The organism is Dolichospermum heterosporum TAC447 (assembly GCF_024584745.1).
GTDB classification, from domain to species: domain Bacteria; phylum Cyanobacteriota; class Cyanobacteriia; order Cyanobacteriales; family Nostocaceae; genus Dolichospermum; species Dolichospermum heterosporum.
In genome coordinates, this window is record NZ_CP099464.1 from 3,523,457 (window position 1) to 3,543,357 (window position 19,901).

Here is a 19,901-nt window from a genome sequence, read left to right on the forward strand (position 1 = left end):
TTAGAGGCAGAGCCTCATCAACTGCATTCCTAGTCAGAGACTAGAAACGAGATGTGGTAGGGATTTGAGCTTAAGTTGACACCAATGAAGCTCTTGCTTGACCCCTACACATCTGGGTTGTTTGTCATTTGGCAAAAGTTTAAATCTCACCCGTGTTGAGTATACATACGTACTTAAACAGAAAATCTTATGTTGGTTATTAGAAAAAGTGATAATATAACCACAGGATATAGTTGAAAGTTTTTGCATAAGTTAATTGCATTAAAGTTTAACAATTAGTTAATCAATTGTTAGCCTTGTGAAAGCTATGATTGTGGTAATAGTGGCAGCCATGCCTATTACACAGGTTTCAACAAGATTTCGCACTTGTAACCAGTTGGCTACAGCGAACTCAAGTTATCCATATAAAGGTGTGAGGAGAAAAGAAAAAATGTCTAATATTTTGTGGAAATCCTTAGTGGTTAGCCCAGCAATTTTGGGAGCAGCACTGTTAGTATCTTCAACAGCGATCGCCGCACCCAGTACCACCCAGGACGCATCGGCAATAGAAACTTCCTCGACAACAGCAGTTTCTGAAAAGCCAGCAACATTGGCAACAGAAACCAAAGAAGCCCAAGTTTTGGCTCAGGTTAACCGCTACAGCAACGAAAACAATACTTCTTTAAATCAGGTAACATCAGTTTCCCAATTCTCTGACGTGCAACCTACAGATTGGGCATTCCAAGCTTTGCAATCTTTGGTAGAGCGCTATGGCTGTATTGCAGGTTATCCCAATGGCACATATCGCGGTAATCGGGCTTTAAGCCGTTACGAATTTGCTGCTGGTTTAAATTCTTGTTTAGATCGTGTAAATGAATTGATTGCCACAGCAACCGCTGATATGGTAACAAAACAGGATTTAGCAACATTGCAGCGGTTGCAAGAAGAATTTTCTGCGGAATTGGCAACTTTACGCGGTCGAGTAGATGCTTTAGAAGGGCGGACTGCTGAATTAGAAGCCAATCAATTCTCCACTACCACTAAGTTAAAAGGTGAAGCTATTTTTGCTGTCACCGACGTTTTTGGTGGTGAAACAGGCAAAGCTAACCGGGCAGTTTTCCAGGATAGAGTGCGCTTAGGTTTAGAAACCAGCTTTACGGGTAGAGATATATTAACCACCCGTTTGGCTGCTGGTAATGCCACAGGCTTTAGTCTCCGAGATAATGCGAATAGTCCTATTGCGTCCGGTGGAGTTGGCAAACAAACCTTTGAAGTTGGTGCAACTAGCCCAGCTAACAGCGTTAAAATTGACAAGTTAACCTATGAAGCCCCTGTAGGACCTGCAAGAGTTTATCTTTCAGCTAGTGGTGGGCAACATAGTGATTATGCCGCTGTTAACAATCCTTACTTTTTTGATAAAACAGATGGTGGTAAAGGGGCTTTAAGTACCTTCGCATCTGAAAACCCCATCTACCGGATTGGTGGTGGTTCTGGTATTGCCTTGAATGTACCCTTTGGGAAACCTGGTGATAGTTTCTTGAAACCAAGTTCTCTCACATTAGGTTACTTAGCTTCAAGTGCTAATGATCCTAGTCCCAGCAATGGCTTGTTTGATGGCAACTATGCGGCTTTAGGTCAGTTAAATTTTAACGTTGGTAATCGCGTCGCTTTGGCTGCCACCTATGTCCATGGTTATCAAAAAGCAGGTACTACCTTATTTGATTCAGGACTTGGTACTGGTGCTTTAGTAGGTACTGCACAAGCGAATACTTTAGGCGTTAATTCAGCAACAGGTATTGCTAGTGCCTCTTCCAGCAACTCCTACGGTATTTCCGCAGCTATCAAGCCTAGCGATAAACTGTCTTTGAGTGGTTTCGTTTCCTACCATGATGTTACAGGCTTTGGAGCTAATGATGATAAAGAAGCTTGGAGCTATGGTGCAGGTTTAGCTTTACCTGATTTTGGTAAGAAAGGTAACGTCTTGGGTATCTTCGGTGGCGCTCAACCTTACTCACTAGGTGCGACTGGTAGAGAGACTCCATACCAAGTAGAAGGCTTCTATAAGTATCGCGTTTCTGAAAATGTATCCGTAACTCCTGGAGTTATCTGGGTGGCATCTCCTGGACAAAATAATACCAGTAATGATGCCTTTGTTGGTACACTCAGAACAACTTTTAGCTTCTAAATAGTTAAAAGTTTGTTAATAAGTTTCAACGTGATTTGACCCTGCCCCATGGCGGGGTTTTTTTGTGGGGAGTAAAAACCCCAGTGGAGAACCGGAGTATACTGTAAAAGAGATGAACTGTCAGGTTTTGCTCATTTTTATCCTTCAATTTTGATCTTGGACTACTGCTTGTGGAACTATCATGTAAATCTGAATACGCAATTTTGGCGTTATTAGAGATGGCTACTCATTATGACAACGGTGAACCGATGCAAATTCGGCAAATCGCTCTGCAACAAAAGATACCTGATCGCTATTTAGAACAACTGTTAGCAACTTTGCGGCGGCGGGGTATAGTTAAAAGTCAACGGGGTTCAAAAGGTGGCTATTTACTGGCGCGAGAACCTCGAAAAATTAGTATCTTTGAAATTTTAGAATGTTTGGAAGGTTTGGATGTGCAGACTGGTGAACAAAATACTAAACCCACAAGTTTAGATAATTCTGTGGTGTCAGAAATTTGGCAGGAAGCACGTCAAGCGGCAAATTTAGTGTTACAAAATTATTCGCTTCAGGATCTTTGTGAAAAACGGGATTCCCGGAAGCAGTTGGATATCATGTACTACATTTGAAGACGGAAAATTTTATGATGCGGATTGTTGAGAATATTACGGAATTGGTGGGACGGACACCTTTAGTGAAGTTAAACCGGATTCCTCAAGAATCAGGTTGTGTGGCGACAATTCTCGTGAAATTGGAAAGTATGAACCCTTCCTCATCGGTAAAAGACCGCATTGGGGTAAGTATGATTATGGCGGCGGAAAAGGAAGGATTAATTGCCCCGGGGAAGACGATTCTGGTAGAACCAACATCGGGAAATACTGGTATTGCCTTGGCTATGGCAGCGGCAGCTAAGGGGTATCAATTAATTTTAACTATGCCGGAAACGATGAGTGCGGAACGGCGGGCAATGTTAAGGGCTTATGGGGCCCAATTGGAACTCACGCCGGGAATTGAGGGGATGAGTGGGGCGATTCGGCGGGCGCAGGAGATTGTGGACAGAACACCATACTCCTATATGTTGCAACAGTTCCGCAATCCGGCTAATGCCCAAATTCACCGGGAAACTACGGCGGAGGAAATTTGGTCAGATACGGATGGATTGGTGGATATGATTGTGGCGGGAGTGGGGACTGGAGGGACGATTACGGGGGTGGCGGAAGTTTTGAAGGACCGGAAACCAAGTTTTCAGGCGATCGCTGTCGAACCAGCTAATAGCCCGATATTATCGGGGGGTAAACCAGGTCCCCATAAAATTCAGGGCATTGGGGCAGGTTTTATTCCCCAGGTCTTAAAGGTAGAATTGATTGATGAGGTAATTACGGTGACTGATGAGGAGGCGATCGCCTTTAGTCGCAAATTAGCCAGGGAGGAAGGGCTACTATCGGGCATTTCCAGTGGTGCAGCCCTCTGTGCAGCGGTTCGTGTTGCCCAACGTCCAGAGAATCAAGGACGCTTAATTGTGATGATTCAGCCTAGTTTCGGTGAGAGATATTTAAGTACACCTTTATTCCAAGACCTAGAAGCGAAAACAGCAACTAGCACCAATTAACAATCTATTCGATTCATGTCCGATTTTAACCACTACGACACCCTAAAAGTTAGTAATAATGCCAGTCTTGCGGAGATTAAACAAGCTTATCGCCGCTTGGTGAAAATTTTTCATCCTGATAGTAATCAAGAAATCACAGACAATGAACAAATTATTCGTGTTAATGCTGCTTATGAAGTTTTAAGTGACGGTAAAAGTCGTTTCAATTACGACGAAAAACTCCGTCACAGTCAGCAAAAATTCCATCAAGTTCGCCAAAAACGTGCAGAATATGCCCAACAGCACCACAAAGCAACTAGGAAAACGAGAAAAGATGTTGATGAAAACGTTGAAGAATGGCTACGTTTAGTTTATAAACCAGTAAATCGGATACTTTCGACAATTCTCAATTCTTTAGAATCACAAATTGACGACTTAGCCGCAGATCCTTTTGATGATGATCTTTTAGACGAATTTCAAGATTATTTAGCATCCTGTCGGGAAGATTTACGAGACGCACAAATTAAGTTTCGTTCTTTGCCAAATCCTACTAGTTTTGCAGCCGCAGCCGCCCATATTTACTATTGTATGAGTCAAGTGGCAGATGGAATAGAGGAGTTAGCCTACTTCCCGTTAAGCTATGATGATCGTTATTTGCACACAGGACAAGAATTATTTCGGATAGCGAAAAGATTGTATCGGGAAGCGCAAGAATCAGTTACTTGATGAGATTGTATAGCAATTCTCATTTAAGTGCGGATGAGCCGAAATTATTAACCGCAGATGCAAAAGGATGAGCGCAGATAAACGCAGATAAATTTGTACCGCGTTAAACTAGGAAATGCTATATACATATACGGTTCATTGGATTATCCTGATATTAACCAATAGGATAACATCCTGGATTGACGGCATGAATAAATTCACTACCTGCTAGTGGTCTTCCTCGTTTATAAGCTGCTTCTTGCGGTTGTCCCCACCCTAATTGTAAAATAATTTCTAGAAAGTTCAGATTTTCCCACTTTAATAAAGTTGCCCATTCTGTTCTTTGGACAATTCTTTCTACATCTACTGTGTTGACTTTTTGATGTTGTTTACCATTACTAAAACTTAGATATAAATCCATTTCTTCTGTCACCAGATACCAAAATTCTAAAAGAGAATATTTGGCAGTTTTCAATATTTCTAAATCACTTTCTAATGCAATCAATTCTGGATCAATTTCTGGATAATGGAGATTTTTACCTTTAATATGAATATCTTTCCAGATAATTCCAGAAACTTGATTTTCTCGTTGATATTCATGAATAGAGGCTTTAAAATCTTGGTAAGCTGTGAATCTTTGTACCCCGTCGGTTTTAATAAACGGATCTATAACAGGATTACTAGCAACAGTTATATCTAACTTTAACCTTTCTCCTTTTAAGCAAGCTTGGCGTTCGATTGCCAAAATCTGAATTAACTCTTGGGTATTGTAAATATTTGACATCAGAACAAGACCTAATTAGTTATTAGTTATTAGTTATGAAACTAATTGTTAATTTTGTGTCAGATGGTCATCAAGATTAATTGAAGATCTACAGCAGAATTCAGGAGTCAGGTGTAAAAATAGCTTGTTGTCTGGTTTTGAATTTAGATTCTGTACCTTATTAATCTGCAATCTGATTTAATTATTATCTCTTAATTTAAATATAAATGCCGTATCAGAATCAACTATTTGTTGTATTGTTTATCCCAGGGAATCAAAATTGGATACAGCCTCAATAAATCTACAATTATACCACTAGCGAGGTAAAGGGTATGACTCTTGTTAAGGTAAATCAAAGACACTACCCCAAAGGGGATCTTACTCGTCGAGGAATGGCTTTAGCTATGGACTTTTTCGGTGCATGGTTACTGAGTTCTATAGTGAGAAGTAATGAAATTGGTATTCAATTTGCCCAAATCTTTGTGTTTATTTTTGCTTGGTTAATTTTTCGCGTAGTCGTAGTTTACAACAATCAGGGACAAAGTTTAGGACGTTGGGCATTTGATTTAAAGATCCTAGAAGTCGTAAATAGGGAAATAGTCAACAGAATCCCTCAATTTCAGACATTGTTGCTGCGAGAAGGGATTATTTGCTTTTCTAGCTTATTATTATCCATTTTTCTGGGGAATATCATCCTCAATCCCGCTGCTGTTGTATTATTGCTTCCCTTAATCATTGACGGAGGTGCGGCTTTATCTGATACTCAGATGCGTCAGGCTTTCCATGACCGCTTTTTTCGGACGGTTATAGTTTCTTCCCGTCGAGGTTATTCATTAGATATAAAAATTAAACGGTTAGTTGCAAAATTTCCCCGAAATATGAGATAATAACCATTTGTGTTAATTATCCTCCAGGCTTTACAGTTTGTAAGATTATGGCTAAAAGTAAAGGTGCGCGCATAATAGTGACACTAGAATGCACCGAGTGTCGGACAAATCCAGATAAACGTTCTCCTGGTGTATCTCGTTATACCAGTACCAAGAACCGTAGGAACACAACCAACCGTTTAGAACTGAAAAAGTTCTGTACCCACTGCAATAAACACACAGTTCACAAGGAAATTAAGTAAGAATGAGTTACTACCGTCGTCGCCTTTCTCCAATTAAGCCCGGAGATGCCATTGATTACAAAGATGTAGATTTGTTGCGGAAGTTTCTTACCGAACGTGGTAAGATTTTGCCTCGGAGAATCACTGGTTTAACCTGTCAGCAACAACGGGCCCTGACTTTAGCCATTAAACGCGCCCGGATTGTGGCTTTGTTACCCTTCATTAACGCCGAAGGTTAAGAATATTTTGGATTTTGGATTTTGGATTATCCAAAAAAAGTAGCAGTTGCATGGATATTGCCCAGTTACTTTGAGTCCAAAATCTAAAATTTAATATTTTAATGTTAGGAAATTGCCAAAAACATTTAATTAATTCATTCTCAAAAATGGTACGATATCGCTAAATTTGAGAATGAAATTGTCAAAGGTGATAGCATTCTTCATAGGAAATTATTAAATAAAGGATTAAATACCCGTTATTTAATCCGCAATCTCCAGTCTAAAAATCTAAAAATATTAAAGTGCGACAGTTGTGGATAAGGGGACGTTAGTTGAATTTAGGGTTCAAAGCGATCGCCGTCTAGGAGTGGTAGATCGTCCAGACGGTAAAACTCGTTGGTTTGTAGTAGATGAACGGGGTCAATCTCACAGTCTTGCACCTCGCCAATTTACCTACACAGTGAATGGACAAACCTATAAACCAGGCGAAATCGCTGATTTCTTAAGTCAAGTCCAACCTTATCTAGATCCATCAAGTCTAGAAATAGCGTGGGAACTACTCATTGAAGATGGAGAAACTGTCACTCCTAGCCAATTGGCAAATATATTATTTTCGGAATCCACGCTTCCTCAGTGTTATGCAGCCCATTGTTTGTTATCGGAGGATAAACTCTATTTCAAACAGAAAGGAGACGCTTACGAACCCCGCAGCACGGCACAAGTAGCAGAACGCAAACACCAGATCGAAGTAGAATCCCAAAAAGCCAGGGGACAGCAGGAATTTTTAGCCCGTGTAGAACAAGCACTTCAGGGACAAGTAGTAGAATGGCAACGACTAGACCGCCAACGCTTAGAAGCCATAGAAAAGTATGCGACTTTGTTAGCTGATGTTGTCATGCTCAAGGTAAATTACGACTCTTTAGCTCGTGCTTGTCCGCCTTCAGCCCCAGTATTAGAAACTATGAATATGCTGGGACGTTCTGCTACGCCCCAGGCGGCATTTCAACTTTTGATAGATTTGGGTTGGTGGACTTCCCATGAGAATCTGTTTCTGCGCCGTTCATCAATCTCCGTTCAATTTCCGCAAAAGGTATTAGAAGTGGCGCAAAAACGTTTGGATTTTCCTCCTACAGATTTGGACACAAACCGTCTCGATCTTACACATCTCAAGGTGTACACCATTGATGATGAAAGCACGACGGAAATAGACGATGGTTTGAGTTGGGAGGTATTACCAGATGGGAAGGAACGGTTATGGGTGCATATAGCTGATCCCACTCGGTTATTAATGCCAGATGATGAGTTGGATTTGGAAGCCAGAAAACGCGGGAGTACGGTTTATTTACCGACAGGGATGATTCCAATGTTTCCAGAGGTGTTGGCTACAGGTCCCATGAGTTTGGTACAGGGGAAGGTCTGTTGCGCCCTCAGCTTTGGGGTGATTTTAGATGCAGTTGGGGCTGTGGAGGATTATTCTATCCACGCTGGTTTGATCAAGCCTACCTATCGTCTCACCTACGAGGATGTTGATGAGATGTTGGAGTTGGGAGTACAGGCTGAACCGGAAATTGAGGCGATCGCTAATTGGGCAAAAATCCGCAAAAATTGGCGTTATGGTCAAGGTGCTATCAGTATCAATATGCCCGAAGCGATGATCAAAGTCAAAGACGATAATATTAATATTGATGTTTTAGATGATTCTTCATCCCGCCAATTAGTAGCAGAAATGATGATTCTCGCCGGCGAAGTAGCAGCGCGTTATGGTCAAACCCATAATATCCCTCTCCCCTTTCGCGGTCAACCTCAACCAGAATTACCACCAGACGAAGAATTACTGCAACTTCCCGCTGGTTTTGTCCGTTCCTGTGCCATGCGTCGCTGTATGCCTAAGAGCGAAATGAGCATTACACCGGTGCGTCATGCTGGGTTAGGTTTAGATACCTACACTCAAGCTACCTCTCCCATTCGTCGTTACAGCGACTTACTCACCCACTTCCAACTGAAAGCACATTTACGCGGTGAAGGTTTACCTTTCTCTGCTGAACAACTCAAAGAAGTGATGATGACAGTCATGAGTACTACCCAGGAAGCAACAATGGTGGAACGACAAACAAATAGATATTACGCCTTAGAATATTTACGTCGTCATCCTGAACAAGTTTGGCAGGTGACTGTATTAATGTGGTTACGAGAAGATAGCAATTTAGCATTAATTTTATTAGAAGATTTAGGTTTACAGTTGCCTATGTCTTTCCGCCGTTCTGTTAATTTAGGAGAAAATTTATTAGTGAAAGTTAGTTTGGCTGACCCCCAAAAAGATATGATTCACTTCCAAGAAATTATGTATCAGGAAGCCCAATCAATTACAAATTAGGGCGTTGCTGATTAAGGCGTTCGCCTTTGGCGTGGCGCAGTCATATTATATTCGCCAAAAACCTTTCAAATAATATCTCACGCAGAGGCGCAGAGTCGCAGAGAGTAAGAGTTTGAATTTCATCCTTCTATCAAGCAATAATTATTAGGGACTTTGGGAATGAATAAATTTACTTTATCTCTCATTTTTTTAAATAGTCTATTTGTGTCTATAGGAACTGCTAACGCTCAATCATTAATAAATAATCATCGTAATTCAGATATAGAAATAGAAAGAAAAACCCCTAATGTGGATGAAATTTTACAACAATTAAAACTACCACATTCAAAAATAGCAGTTATTGATGAGAATCAACAGGTCAAACAACAAAATTTTGTTTGGGTATTTAAAGATTTAAAGGAAGTTGGAAAACAACCTTTTCTCCAAGTTAATAAGGAAACAGAGAAACCAAAAACTAAACCTGAATCTAAATCACCGAAGGAAGATGAATTAGAAGATTTTGCGGAAGTTACTAAGGATACCCAAAAATTAGAGGGAATCTTTACTATTTATCGTCATAAGCATAAAAATAAAATCTATCTAGAAATTAGACCGGAACAACTCAAAAAAAATTTTTTAGCAAACTCAACTTTGGAATCTGGAATTGGTGAAAAGGGTATTTATAGTGGAATGCCATTACAAGACTTTTTATTCTATTTTCAAAAGATAGATAACCAAATCCAGTTTGTGGTTCGTAATGTCAATTTTCGGACTCGTGAGGGAGATCCCCAAGCCAAATCAGTAGCTAGATCATTTAGTGATTCTGTGCTTTATACTATTCCTATTAAAAGTATTCATTCAGAAAGAAAAACCATCATTATTGATTTAGGTGATTTATTACTTACAGATTTAGCCGGATTAGCTACTAATTTAGAATTAGCTGCTAGTCCTGAACAAGCTTATCTTGGTAATGCAAAAGTATTTCCCAGTAATTTAGAACTTGAAGCGATTTTCAATTTTGCTAATGCGGGTAAGTATGAAGGCAATAATTCGGATGTTTTACCTGATAGTCGCGCTTTTACCTTAAAAGTGCATTATAGTTTATCGGAATTACCAAAAAGTAAATATCAACCTCGGTTAGCTGATGAACGGGTAGGTTATTTCCTCACAGCTTATCAAGATTTATCTAAAGATGAACGGAGAGATCCTTTTGTTCGTTATATTAATCGCTGGAATTTAGAAAAACAAGATCCTACAGCCGCAATTTCTCCACCGAAAAAACCGATTGTTTTTTGGATTGATAATGCTGTGCCTCTAGAATATCGTGATGCTATCAAAGAGGGAGTTTTGATGTGGAATCAAGCCTTTTTGAAAGCGGGATTTAAGGATGCTATTCAAGTCCAACAAATGCCCGATAATGCTACTTGGGACCCGGCTGATATTCGCTATAATACTATCCGTTGGATTAATACTGTGGATGGTTTTTTTGCGATGGGTCCATCCCGTGTTAATCCCTTAACTGGGGAAATTCTGGATGCGGATATTTTGATTGATGGTAGTTTTGTCCGGTTGTTAAAAAATGATTATCGGCAAATTATTCAACCTCAAAATTCACAAACTCGCACTTCTTTATCAGCATTAGTTAACAATGGGCGTTTGTGTGACAAAGGTAATCAAAAATCTCCCAAATCATTAGGCAATTTGTCTAAACTGGCGACAGATTATGATTTATGCTACGGCATGGAAGCATCTAATCAGTTAGCTTTTGGTTCTTTGGCAATGTCTATGTTGGGAAATAGTCCACCAAGTCCAAAGCAGTTAAAAGATTATATCCATCAATATTTACGTTTAATTATTACCCATGAAGTTGGTCATACTTTGGGTCTGCGGCATAATTTCCGGGGTAGTACCTTACTCTCTCCTGTTGAGATGAATAATCCAGAAATTACCCGGACTAAAGGGATGACAGCATCGGTTATGGATTATATTCCTCCTAATATTGCTCCTGATGGTGTCAAGCAGGGAGATTATTTTCCCAATCAGGTGGGACTTTATGATGAATGGGCAATTGAGTATGGTTATAGTCCTAGTCAAGCAACAACTACCCTGGGAGAAAAGTCGTTTTTAGCGGCAATTGCAGGACAATCTAATCAACGGGAATTGAGTTATGCTCCTGATGAGGATTTATCTAATAGTGATCCCACTGTGAATCCTTGGGATCATAGTGGTAATGTATTGGTTTATTCTCAGTCACAATTGGCTAATGCGCGGCGGATGTGGGAACGATTAAATCAGGGATATACTATAGATGAAGAGAGTTCCAGCGATGTAGAAGAGCGTTTCAATAGTATTTTGAGGAATTATTTACGGAATTTATACTATACTAGTAAATATATTGGTGGTCAGTCTTTTTACCGAGTTAAACCAAGTGATACTAAAGGACAATTACCATTTGTTCCTGTGCCGGTAGAACAACAGCGACAAGCATTGATGACAATGCAAAAATATGTTTTTGCGGAAGATGCTTTGAAATTTCCGCCGGAATTACTGAATAAGTTAGTACCTTCGCGGTGGTTACATTGGGGGACTAGTATTCAGCAAGGACGGTTAGATTATCCGATTCATGATTTAGTCTTGTCGGTGCAGACTGCCGTGTTGCGGGATTTATTGGCAAGCGATCGCCTCACTCGTCTCAAGGATTTAGAATTAAAAAGTGAACCAGGAAAATCTCTCACCTTGCCAGAATTATTTGATACTTTACAATCTGGGATTTGGTCGGAAGTTCTGCAACCCCAAGGTAAATTACAAATTTCTAGTTTGCGGAGAGGTTTACAACGGGAATACCTGGAAATAATGATGGAAATGGTGTTGCGAAAAGAATCTGTTCCTGAAGATGCCCGAACTTTAGCTTGGTATAAACTCAAGCAGTTAAATAGTAAATTAAAACGGGTGGGTTCTGAAGATGAATATACTCAGGCTTTCTTATTAGAAACACGCGATCGCATTGAGAAAACCTTAAATGCACCATTGCTAGGAAATTAGTCTGGACGTAGCGTTATAATCGGGTAAGTTGGAGTAATTTATGTGAACAACAAGAGGTATTTATGAAAACTATATTAACCACCTCATCTCCTGTTCTCTATGATGAAGACTTTAATTTATGGATTAATTCAACTATTGAATTATTGCAACAAAAAAGATTTGATGAATTAGATATTAAAAATCTAATTGCTGAAGTAGCAAGTATGGGAAATAATGATAAGAAATCAGTTAAAAGTAATTTACGAATTTTGTTGATGCACCTGTTAAAATGGCAGTATCAACCAGATAAACGGACGAATAGTTGGCGCACAACCATTAAGGAACATCGCAACCGCTTAGAGGATGATTTTGCTGATAGTCCTAGTTTAAAGAATTATTTTTTAGAAGTATTTAATGAATGTTATCAAAAAGCTAGAGATTTAGCATCATCGGAAACTGGTTTATCTCTTGGTGTTTTTCCGCTTGAATGTCCCTTTGATATTGATGCAGTGATGAAATCTGACTTTTTCCCATATTGAAGAAAATGATTGAGTTACAAACCCAGTTACCCACAGATACATGGATTTACACTTCTTGGGCAGATTATGAGCAGATAATTGTCAATTTGCTCAACGAAAAAGCGAAAAGTTACTACTATAAAGGGTATATGAGGCTGGAAATGGCACCAGTTAGTTTTGATCACGGTAAAGATCATGTTGTAATTATTTTTGCGGTAACTCTATTTGCGACAATTAGAGGGATTCTAGCTACAGGTTTAGACACCACTACTTTTCGTAAAACTGGTATTCAGGACTGTCAGCCTGATGTGGCGTATTACTTGCGAGAACGCGCCCAATCTATCCCCACTGGTACAGGTATTATCAAACTTGATCTGTATCCTGCACCAGATTTGGTGATTGAGATTGCGAAAACATCTCTCCTTGATGATTTGGGGACAAAGCGATCGCTCTACGAAGACTTAGGTGTGGCTGAATATTGGGTAGTAGATGTCCAAAATGCCCAAATCATCGCTTATGCTATGGCAGATCAAGGTAGTAAACGTATTCGAGAATCACAGGTATTTCCTGGTTTGGCAATTGCAATTTTAGAGGAAGCTTTACGCCGTAGTCGTGAAATGAGTCAATCTGAAGTTGGTGCTTGGTTATTGAACCAGTTTCAGCAAAAGGAGGCTTGAATTTTGGCAGTTTGGGGCATTGTTAATTTTGCACAAGTGCCTGTCACCTCCCTTTACTAGAAGACTTATTCAGCAACCCCTACTTAATGATGATGATGATGATGAGTAATAGCTGATTGGGAATTAACAGCCATACCTTCAGTTTCCATCAACTCTGCAATATGTGAATTTGCCCATTCAGCAACCATCGCTAAAAATTGTGGATCATCATTAACACAAGCCATTTGTAAATAATCTACATCTGGATGTTGTTTTTCCAAATCATGAATAATGTGATGTACATCTAACAAAGTTTCATGATTTTCTGTAGCGAAACCAATGGGCATAAATAGCAATACCTTTGCACCCAATTGAATCAAATTTTGAGCAGCTTGGGTAGCATTGGGTTGAGTCCATTCAATTAATGGGGTATCATGGTTTAACCAACCCACAGAAATTAACGGGTAATTGTTAATTAACTTATTTCTGACTAATTCATACATGGCTTGACTTTCATCAATCCCAGAAGTAAAGCCTTTCGCTTTGTGGGGACAACCATGATTCATCAAGATAATCCCAATTTGCGAAGGTAAATAACCTGTAGCCAAATCAGTATGAATTTTTTCTTCTACCAAATGCGCCATTAAATCAATATATTTTGGCTCATTGTAGAACGAGGGAATATATTTTTGGGCTTTAATCCAATGTTCATCACCATCAGCTAATTCTACCAGGGCATTATTCACCTGTTCAATCGCAATACCACTGGTAAAAATGGAATCAACAACCAATAATGGATAAATCAGCAGTTTGCTAAAGCCTTGATCTTTAATTTCGGCTAAAACTTGGTTTGGTAAAAAAGGAGCGCAGAAGTTAAAAGCTTTAAAAACTTGAACACTATTACCCCATTTATGTTGTAATTCGTGTTCAATACCCGCTCTTTGTCTTTCAAAAATGGCATTATGAGGGGAAATAAAATCATGATGCGTGTGTCCCCATTCATGACGATCGAATAATGCCAAAAGCTTTGCTAAAGGGGGATAAATCCAAGTGGGAACAGGAGCGAATTTAGCCGTCAGTAAATTTAAAGCTTGTTCGTTATAGTTAGCAAAATCTTCATAGCTTTCAACTTCGCCATAGCCCATAAGTAACACGGCTACACGGTCTTTACTGGGTAGATGATCGTGGCTATGGGTAGCGTGCAGTTTTTCGGGGGTTGCAACCACAATGAGTTCCTCAAGATAACCAAAACAGAGAGACAAGCCTAGACAATTACTAGATTATCTCTATCAATTTGTAGCATAATATCCTATCCAGGGGGATGGGATAAAAATAAAAACAAAAATACACATCTACATCTACACCCATAAATTAACCTGTACAAAAAGCTCCCTACCCCCCACTCTCTGCCCCCTACTCCCCCTACTCCCCCCACTCCCCCCACTCCCCACTCCCCACTCCCCACTCCCCAATAACGATAGAATTAAAATATATTGTTCACTATCAAGCCATCAAAAACCATGCCGTCTGATATTGCTGTCGAGAAGAAAAAATTAAAAAATCCACCTTTGCAAATGCACTACTTAGGCGATCGCGTTTTGCGTCAACCGGCAAAGCGGGTTACTAAAATAGATGACGAACTCCGCCAACTAGTGCGCGAAATGCTGCAAACTATGTATAGCTCAGATGGCATTGGTTTGGCTGCACCTCAAGTTGGCATCAATAAACAACTTATCGTTATTGACTGCGAACCAGATCAACCTAATCATCCGCCACTAGTGTTAATTAATCCTACCATTAAACAGGTTAGCAGTAAGCTCTGTGTGGCTCAGGAAGGGTGCTTAAGTATTCCTAATGTCTTTCTAGATGTAAAACGTCCAGAAGTGGTAACAATCGCCTATAAGGACGAATATGGTCGTCCCCAAACCTTAACAGCAGGTGATTTACTCGGTCGCTGTATTCTTCACGAATTGGATCACCTTAATGGTGTGGTATTTGTAGATCGTGTAGAAAATTCCTTGACTTTAAACGAAGAGTTATCTAAAAATGGCTTCTCGTATCAGGCAGTGAAACCAGTAGTATAGGGTGGTCTAGTAGTGTATTTAACTCCAAAAAGCGGTTTATTTTTAGGTGGTGCTTGTGTTGCAGCGATCGCCGCTGTTGGTTCAGTTTTTGAATTGAGTTATGGAGAACCAGATTTTGGTGTCCCAACCACTGCCATTATCCTAGCTTTGAGCATTCCTCTCACCGTATTCTTTTTTATTGCCGCAGTGAGAGATGCACGAGATAATATAGGATAAGCATCAGGTATATGAAAAAGGTAAGAGGATGAATGAGGAATGCACACTTCACCCTTTTACCTTTTATTTTTTACTAAGTAATTGATGATTATAAATCATGAAAATTCAACTAAAACCAGAAACTGAAGAACTGATCCAGTCCTATATTGCCACAGGTCATTATACCAATGCCGACGATGTGATAATTAAAGCACTTAAAGTGTTATCCGAGTGGAAAAAAGAGGATCAGGAATGGGAACAAGAAACACGCAAAAAAGTCGCTGTAGGACTTGCCCAAATTGACCGAGGTGAAGTGGTTAGTAGTGATGTTGTTATGGCTAGATTACAAGAAAAAATTAGAATTGCTCGTGAGAATAAAAAATAATGGAGTATATTCTGCATTAAGAGGTATTCCCATTGATAGTTATATAATTTTTTATCGGTTATTAGAAAATAGTATTGTCATTGTTCGAGTGGTTAGTGGGTATAGAGATATAGAATCTTTATTTTTGGATTTAGATCAATAAAATAGAATCATGCTACCAACTTCTACCCCCATACTCCGACTTTCCCAAGGACATCTAAACTTACTCGCAGTTTGTCCCCGTAAATTCCAACATAGCTACTTAGAACAACTAAATACTCCTCTAGATCCTAAACACGAAGAATATCAAATTTTAGGTAGTCGGTTTCACTTGCTTATGCAGCAGCGAGAAATGGATTTACCTATTAATAAATTACTACAAGCAGATCCTCAATTACAAAATTGGATGACTGACTTTAGCAAAATTGCTCCAGAAATATTTATAACTAATATTGATAATCAAACTTTTCGAGAAAGCGAACATTATCGAACATTACAAATTGGTAATTATCTCCTGACTGTCATTTATGATTTATTAATTGCTGACCAAAATCAAGCTCAAATTCTCGACTGGAAAACCTATCCCCAACCACCAAAAAGAGAAACATTAGCTGAAAATTGGCAAACAAAACTTTATCTGTACGTCATGGCAGAAACTAGCAACTATTTATTAGAAAATATTTCCCTAACCTACTGGTTTGTACAATCAAAAGAGCAAACTAAAAATATTAAATTTTGTTATAATCAGAAAGAACATCAGAAAACAGCACAGGAATTAAATCAACTATTAGACAATCTCACACAATGGGTAAAAGATTATCAGAATAATATATCATTACCACAAATTGCCAAATCTCAGAAAATATGTGAATCTTGTCAATATACCATGAGGTGTCAACGTCAAAAAATCACACAAGCAACAGAAGATATTAACCAGCAATTTCCTAATTTAGAAAATATTGCTGAAGTATCACTTTAAATTAATGAATAAGATTGTCTCACGCAAAGGCGCAAAGAAAGAAATACAGAAGTTAGAATGTGGTTTAAAATGGAATGGATTTTAACAGGAACGGAACAACCTCCTGATTGGTTTATCGAATTAGTGAAAAAATACGTACCAACAACAGGTGGTAACTTTGCTGCTCAATTATTTTGGCAACGGGGAATTCAAGATCAGGAAAAGTTAGCGGCTTTTATTAATTATCAAATTTATCAACCTGCTGATGTTTGGGAATTTGGTCAGGAAATGAATTTGGCTGTACAACGGTTAATAACTGCCGGGAAAACAGGAGAAAAAATTGTTATTTGGGGAGATTTTGATGCCGATGGAATTACCTCGACTGCGGTATTATGGGATGGTTTAGGTGAATTTTTTCAGCAACATCGTCAATTAAGTTATTATATTCCCAATCGTTTAATAGAATCTCATGGTTTAAATCAGCCAGGAATTGATAATTTAGCAGCCCAAGGTTGTAAATTAATTATTACTTGTGATACAGGCAGTACAAATATTTCAGAAATCATCTATGCCCAAAGTTTAGGGATAGATATAATTGTGACTGACCATCATACATTACCACCAGAACGCCCCCCGGTCGTCGCCATTATTAACCCGCGTTATTTAGCAAAAGAACATCCTTTATATCATCTTTCTGGTGTGGCAGTTGCTTATAAATTGGTGGAAGCATTATATATAAGTTTGCCAGATATTCCCGAACATCCATTAACAGATTTATTAGATTTAGTAGCAGTAGGATTAATTGCCGATTTAGTCCAATTAAGTGGTGATTGTCGCTATTTGGCACAGTTGGGAATTCAACAATTACACACAGACTTTAAAAAAATCCCATCAGCCAGAAGAAGACCAGGAGTGGGGAAGTTATTAGAATTATGCCAGAAAAGTGGCGATCGCCCCACAGATATTTCCTTTGGTTTGGGACCCCGCATTAACGCCGTTAGTCGCATTCATGGTGATGCTAGTTTCTGTATAGAATTATTAACCAGTAGAGATATGCAGCGTTGTCAACAACTTGCAGAAGAAACAGAATTAGCTAATTCCCGTCGCAAATCTTTACAAAAAGATGTCCAAGTCCAAGTTACTAAAAAACTCAGTCAATTAGACTTATCAACCACCAGCGTCATCGTTTTAGAAGATCCTCAATGGGCAGGTGGTGTTTTAGGTCTGGTTGCCGGACAAATTGCCCAAGAAACAGGGCGACCGACAATTTTGCTAAGTACAGAAGCAAAAGAAAATAAGACGGATTCTAGCCCATCTCTAGCACGAGGTTCTGCCCGTTCCATTAACTCCGTTGATTTATATCAATTAGTTCAAGAACAAGCCCATTTATTACATCGTTTTGGAGGACATCCCTTTGCTGCGGGTTTGAGTTTATTAGTAGAAAATATCCCCCTATTTACAGCCGCCATTAACCAGAAATTACGTCAATCTTTAGGAGGAATAAATCTCACTCCAACAGTGCAAGCTGATTTGGTGGTGACAGTTGCCGATTTAGGCAAAGATTTATTTTTAGAATTGAAACTATTAGAACCCTGTGGAATGGGCAATCCTATCCCCAAATTATTAATTAAAAACTGTTGGTTCGAAAATTCTTGGCATAAAAATCAAGAAGATTTAAAAGGAAATAAAATCCAATATATTAAAACTGACTTCAATATTCGAGATAATTCTACCAACAATCCGTTTCCGGGGATTTGGTGGGGACACTATAAAGAAGAATTGCCTATTGGTAGATGTGATTGTATTGCCGAAATTGATTTTAACAGCTTTAAAAACCGTTATGAAATTAGATTAATCGCCGTCCGTCCTAATACGGAAAGTGAATTAAAAACCAAAAATTCAGCATTGATTTTAGATTGGCGAAATCAGGAAAATTTAACCGAACTAACCTCAGAAAAATCATTATTAATTATGCAAGATTGCCCTACTAATTGGGATAATTTACGTTTGTGGGTAAAGCAATCACTAAATCAGAGAAAACAATTAGTTATTGCTTGGAGAAAACCCCATAATTTAACTCCCAAGGACATTTGGTTAACTTTATTAGGCATTTCTAAATACCTGAGTCGAAAAAATCAACCTGTTACCCACGTCCAACTTTTAGAGAAACTAGGTATTAGTGATCAAACCCTATATTTGGGTTTTCAAGCATTAAAATATTTAGGATTTATCATCCAACGTCAAGATAATCATCTACAAATAATCTGGGATTCCACATATCATTACCAACCAGCAGATCATGTTATTAACAAATTTTTAGCCGCAGTCAGAGAAGAACAATTTCAACGAGATTATTTTTTTCATGTGCCTTTATCTATTATTGTTGCCATGATTGGTAAATAATCTCATTTCGTAAGTTGGGTGGACGGATGTTATACTCAAAACGGCTAGAAGCTGGACTTTTTTATCATACAAAGAACAGCCGATGCTCTGAAATCCTTCAGTGACCCTGATATATTAGTTGAAATCAGCGAACTAGATCAATTAATTGCGGACATCAGTAAAAACCTTTAATTAGTCCCCAAATATCGCGGTAGGCGCCGGGGTGCTACCCCTACACTAAATCCAATTTTTCTGTATCATTAATTTTGTCTACCTACTTAACAGGTAACGGGTTTGGTAGGGGTGGAGGTTCACAAACTTCTGTCCCTATTTAATGGTTACAGTTTTTAATAGATACCCAACTAGAGTCTGCTATGGGAGAACCATCTTCGCCTAGCAAGCTGTAGTGTTCCTTTTTCCAAATTGGCGCATTATGTTTGAGTGTATCAATAGCATACTCACAAGCGGCAAAAGCCTCACCACGATGGGGACAACCCACAGCCACAACCACACTAATTTCCCCAACTAATAATCTGCCAATGCGATGATATATTACCACCCGACTCACATCAGGCCATTGATGGCGAATATCATCAGCAATTTGATAAAATACCTGTAAAGCCATCGGTTCATAAACCTGATATTCCAAAGCTACCACAGACTTACCATCAGTTTGATTACGAACCATACCACTCATCAGTACCACAGCACCATTAGCAGGATTATCTGCTTTACTGTAGATTTCTTCCACAGACAATGGCGCTAATGTAATCCCAAAACCATCTTCAACCCTGGGTTTAGTTGTCATCATACAAAAATCCTCAAATTTATTCATCCGCGTTTAT

Annotated in this window: 20 protein-coding genes; 17 read left to right on the top strand and 3 right to left on the bottom strand. The window is 39.0% G+C overall.

Annotated features, from left to right (window positions below):
* The first annotated feature begins 430 nt into the window (after nucleotides 1-430).
* From NG743_RS15760 to NG743_RS15775, 4 genes are all read left to right on the top strand, one after another.
* On the top strand, nucleotides 431-2,164 hold the full coding sequence (locus NG743_RS15760) for an iron uptake porin (protein ID WP_257120409.1): 1,734 nt from the start codon (nucleotides 431-433) through the stop codon (nucleotides 2,162-2,164).
* 170 nt (nucleotides 2,165-2,334) lie between these two features.
* Nucleotides 2,335-2,772: an RrF2 family transcriptional regulator gene (locus tag NG743_RS15765; RefSeq protein ID WP_027403658.1), complete on the top strand. Its 438-nt coding sequence runs from the start codon at nucleotides 2,335-2,337 to the stop codon at nucleotides 2,770-2,772.
* A gap of 17 nt (nucleotides 2,773-2,789) precedes the next feature.
* Nucleotides 2,790-3,752 (top strand): cysteine synthase A, encoded by a 963-nt coding sequence (gene cysK, locus NG743_RS15770; protein ID WP_027403659.1) that lies wholly within the window; start codon nucleotides 2,790-2,792, stop codon nucleotides 3,750-3,752.
* Between the two features lie 15 nt (nucleotides 3,753-3,767).
* The gene (locus NG743_RS15775; protein ID WP_027403660.1) at nucleotides 3,768-4,457 is read left to right on the top strand and encodes a J domain-containing protein; all 690 of its coding nucleotides are present in this window, start codon (nucleotides 3,768-3,770) and stop codon (nucleotides 4,455-4,457) included.
* Between the two features lie 154 nt (nucleotides 4,458-4,611).
* On the opposite strand, the gene NG743_RS15780 is transcribed toward NG743_RS15775, so the two are convergent.
* The gene (locus tag NG743_RS15780; RefSeq protein WP_027403661.1) at nucleotides 4,612-5,220 is read right to left on the bottom strand and encodes a hypothetical protein; all 609 of its coding nucleotides are present in this window, start codon (nucleotides 5,218-5,220) and stop codon (nucleotides 4,612-4,614) included.
* A 311-nt stretch (nucleotides 5,221-5,531) separates the two neighbouring features.
* On the opposite strand from NG743_RS15780, the gene NG743_RS15785 reads away from it, so the two are divergent.
* The 7 genes from NG743_RS15785 to NG743_RS15815 all read left to right on the top strand — a co-directional run bounded on the left by NG743_RS15785 (nucleotide 5,532) and on the right by NG743_RS15815 (nucleotide 13,094).
* A complete protein-coding gene (locus NG743_RS15785) occupies nucleotides 5,532-6,086 on the top strand; it encodes an RDD family protein (RefSeq protein WP_027403662.1) in 555 nt (184 codons plus the stop codon).
* A gap of 47 nt (nucleotides 6,087-6,133) precedes the next feature.
* Nucleotides 6,134-6,328: a 50S ribosomal protein L33 gene (gene rpmG / locus NG743_RS15790; RefSeq protein ID WP_010998585.1), complete on the top strand. Its 195-nt coding sequence runs from the start codon at nucleotides 6,134-6,136 to the stop codon at nucleotides 6,326-6,328.
* A gap of 2 nt (nucleotides 6,329-6,330) precedes the next feature.
* Complete coding sequence (gene rpsR, locus NG743_RS15795; RefSeq protein ID WP_027403663.1) at nucleotides 6,331-6,546, top strand: 30S ribosomal protein S18; 216 nt, start codon at nucleotides 6,331-6,333, stop codon at nucleotides 6,544-6,546.
* A gap of 292 nt (nucleotides 6,547-6,838) precedes the next feature.
* Nucleotides 6,839-8,899 carry a ribonuclease catalytic domain-containing protein gene (locus tag NG743_RS15800; RefSeq protein WP_257120415.1) on the top strand — a complete coding sequence of 687 codons (2,061 nt, stop codon included), beginning with the start codon at nucleotides 6,839-6,841 and terminating at the stop codon, nucleotides 8,897-8,899.
* Nucleotides 8,900-9,058: 159 nt separating this feature from the next.
* Entirely contained in the window at nucleotides 9,059-11,920 is a 2,862-nt protein-coding gene (locus tag NG743_RS15805) for a zinc-dependent metalloprotease (RefSeq protein ID WP_257120416.1), read from the top strand.
* A gap of 62 nt (nucleotides 11,921-11,982) precedes the next feature.
* Nucleotides 11,983-12,438, top strand: coding sequence for a DUF29 domain-containing protein (locus NG743_RS15810; RefSeq protein WP_027403666.1), 456 nt, complete (start codon nucleotides 11,983-11,985; stop codon nucleotides 12,436-12,438).
* Nucleotides 12,439-12,443: 5 nt separating this feature from the next.
* Nucleotides 12,444-13,094 carry a Uma2 family endonuclease gene (locus NG743_RS15815; protein ID WP_027403667.1) on the top strand — a complete coding sequence of 217 codons (651 nt, stop codon included), beginning with the start codon at nucleotides 12,444-12,446 and terminating at the stop codon, nucleotides 13,092-13,094.
* A gap of 83 nt (nucleotides 13,095-13,177) precedes the next feature.
* Here NG743_RS15815 and NG743_RS15820 read toward each other — a convergent pair whose 3' ends face one another.
* On the bottom strand, nucleotides 13,178-14,299 hold the full coding sequence (locus NG743_RS15820) for a ferrochelatase (RefSeq protein WP_027403668.1): 1,122 nt from the start codon (nucleotides 14,297-14,299) through the stop codon (nucleotides 13,178-13,180).
* Nucleotides 14,300-14,593: 294 nt separating this feature from the next.
* Here NG743_RS15820 and def point away from each other — a divergent pair, with 294 nt between their 5' ends.
* The 6 genes from def (at nucleotide 14,594) to recJ (ending at nucleotide 19,077) form a co-directional block, all read left to right on the top strand.
* A complete protein-coding gene (gene def / locus NG743_RS15825; RefSeq protein WP_027403669.1) occupies nucleotides 14,594-15,157 on the top strand; it encodes a peptide deformylase in 564 nt (187 codons plus the stop codon).
* Between the two features lie 12 nt (nucleotides 15,158-15,169).
* On the top strand, nucleotides 15,170-15,373 hold the full coding sequence (locus NG743_RS15830; protein ID WP_027403670.1) for a hypothetical protein: 204 nt from the start codon (nucleotides 15,170-15,172) through the stop codon (nucleotides 15,371-15,373).
* Between the two features lie 97 nt (nucleotides 15,374-15,470).
* Entirely contained in the window at nucleotides 15,471-15,737 is a 267-nt protein-coding gene (locus NG743_RS15835; RefSeq protein ID WP_027403671.1) for a ribbon-helix-helix domain-containing protein, read from the top strand.
* Nucleotides 15,715-15,879 (top strand): type II toxin-antitoxin system RelE/ParE family toxin, encoded by a 165-nt coding sequence (locus tag NG743_RS15840; RefSeq protein ID WP_257120417.1) that lies wholly within the window; start codon nucleotides 15,715-15,717, stop codon nucleotides 15,877-15,879. The genes NG743_RS15835 and NG743_RS15840 overlap by 23 nt, the downstream gene beginning before the upstream one ends.
* Before the next feature lie 9 nt (nucleotides 15,880-15,888).
* Nucleotides 15,889-16,695, top strand: coding sequence for a PD-(D/E)XK nuclease family protein (locus NG743_RS15845; RefSeq protein WP_027403672.1), 807 nt, complete (start codon nucleotides 15,889-15,891; stop codon nucleotides 16,693-16,695).
* Nucleotides 16,696-16,764: 69 nt separating this feature from the next.
* Nucleotides 16,765-19,077 (top strand): single-stranded-DNA-specific exonuclease RecJ, encoded by a 2,313-nt coding sequence (gene recJ, locus NG743_RS15850; protein WP_027403673.1) that lies wholly within the window; start codon nucleotides 16,765-16,767, stop codon nucleotides 19,075-19,077.
* Nucleotides 19,078-19,387: 310 nt separating this feature from the next.
* Here the strand turns inward: recJ and NG743_RS15855 are convergent, their stop codons facing one another.
* Complete coding sequence (locus NG743_RS15855) at nucleotides 19,388-19,867, bottom strand: molybdenum cofactor biosynthesis protein MoaE (protein ID WP_027403674.1); 480 nt, start codon at nucleotides 19,865-19,867, stop codon at nucleotides 19,388-19,390.
* Between the last annotated feature and the right edge of the window lie 34 nt (nucleotides 19,868-19,901).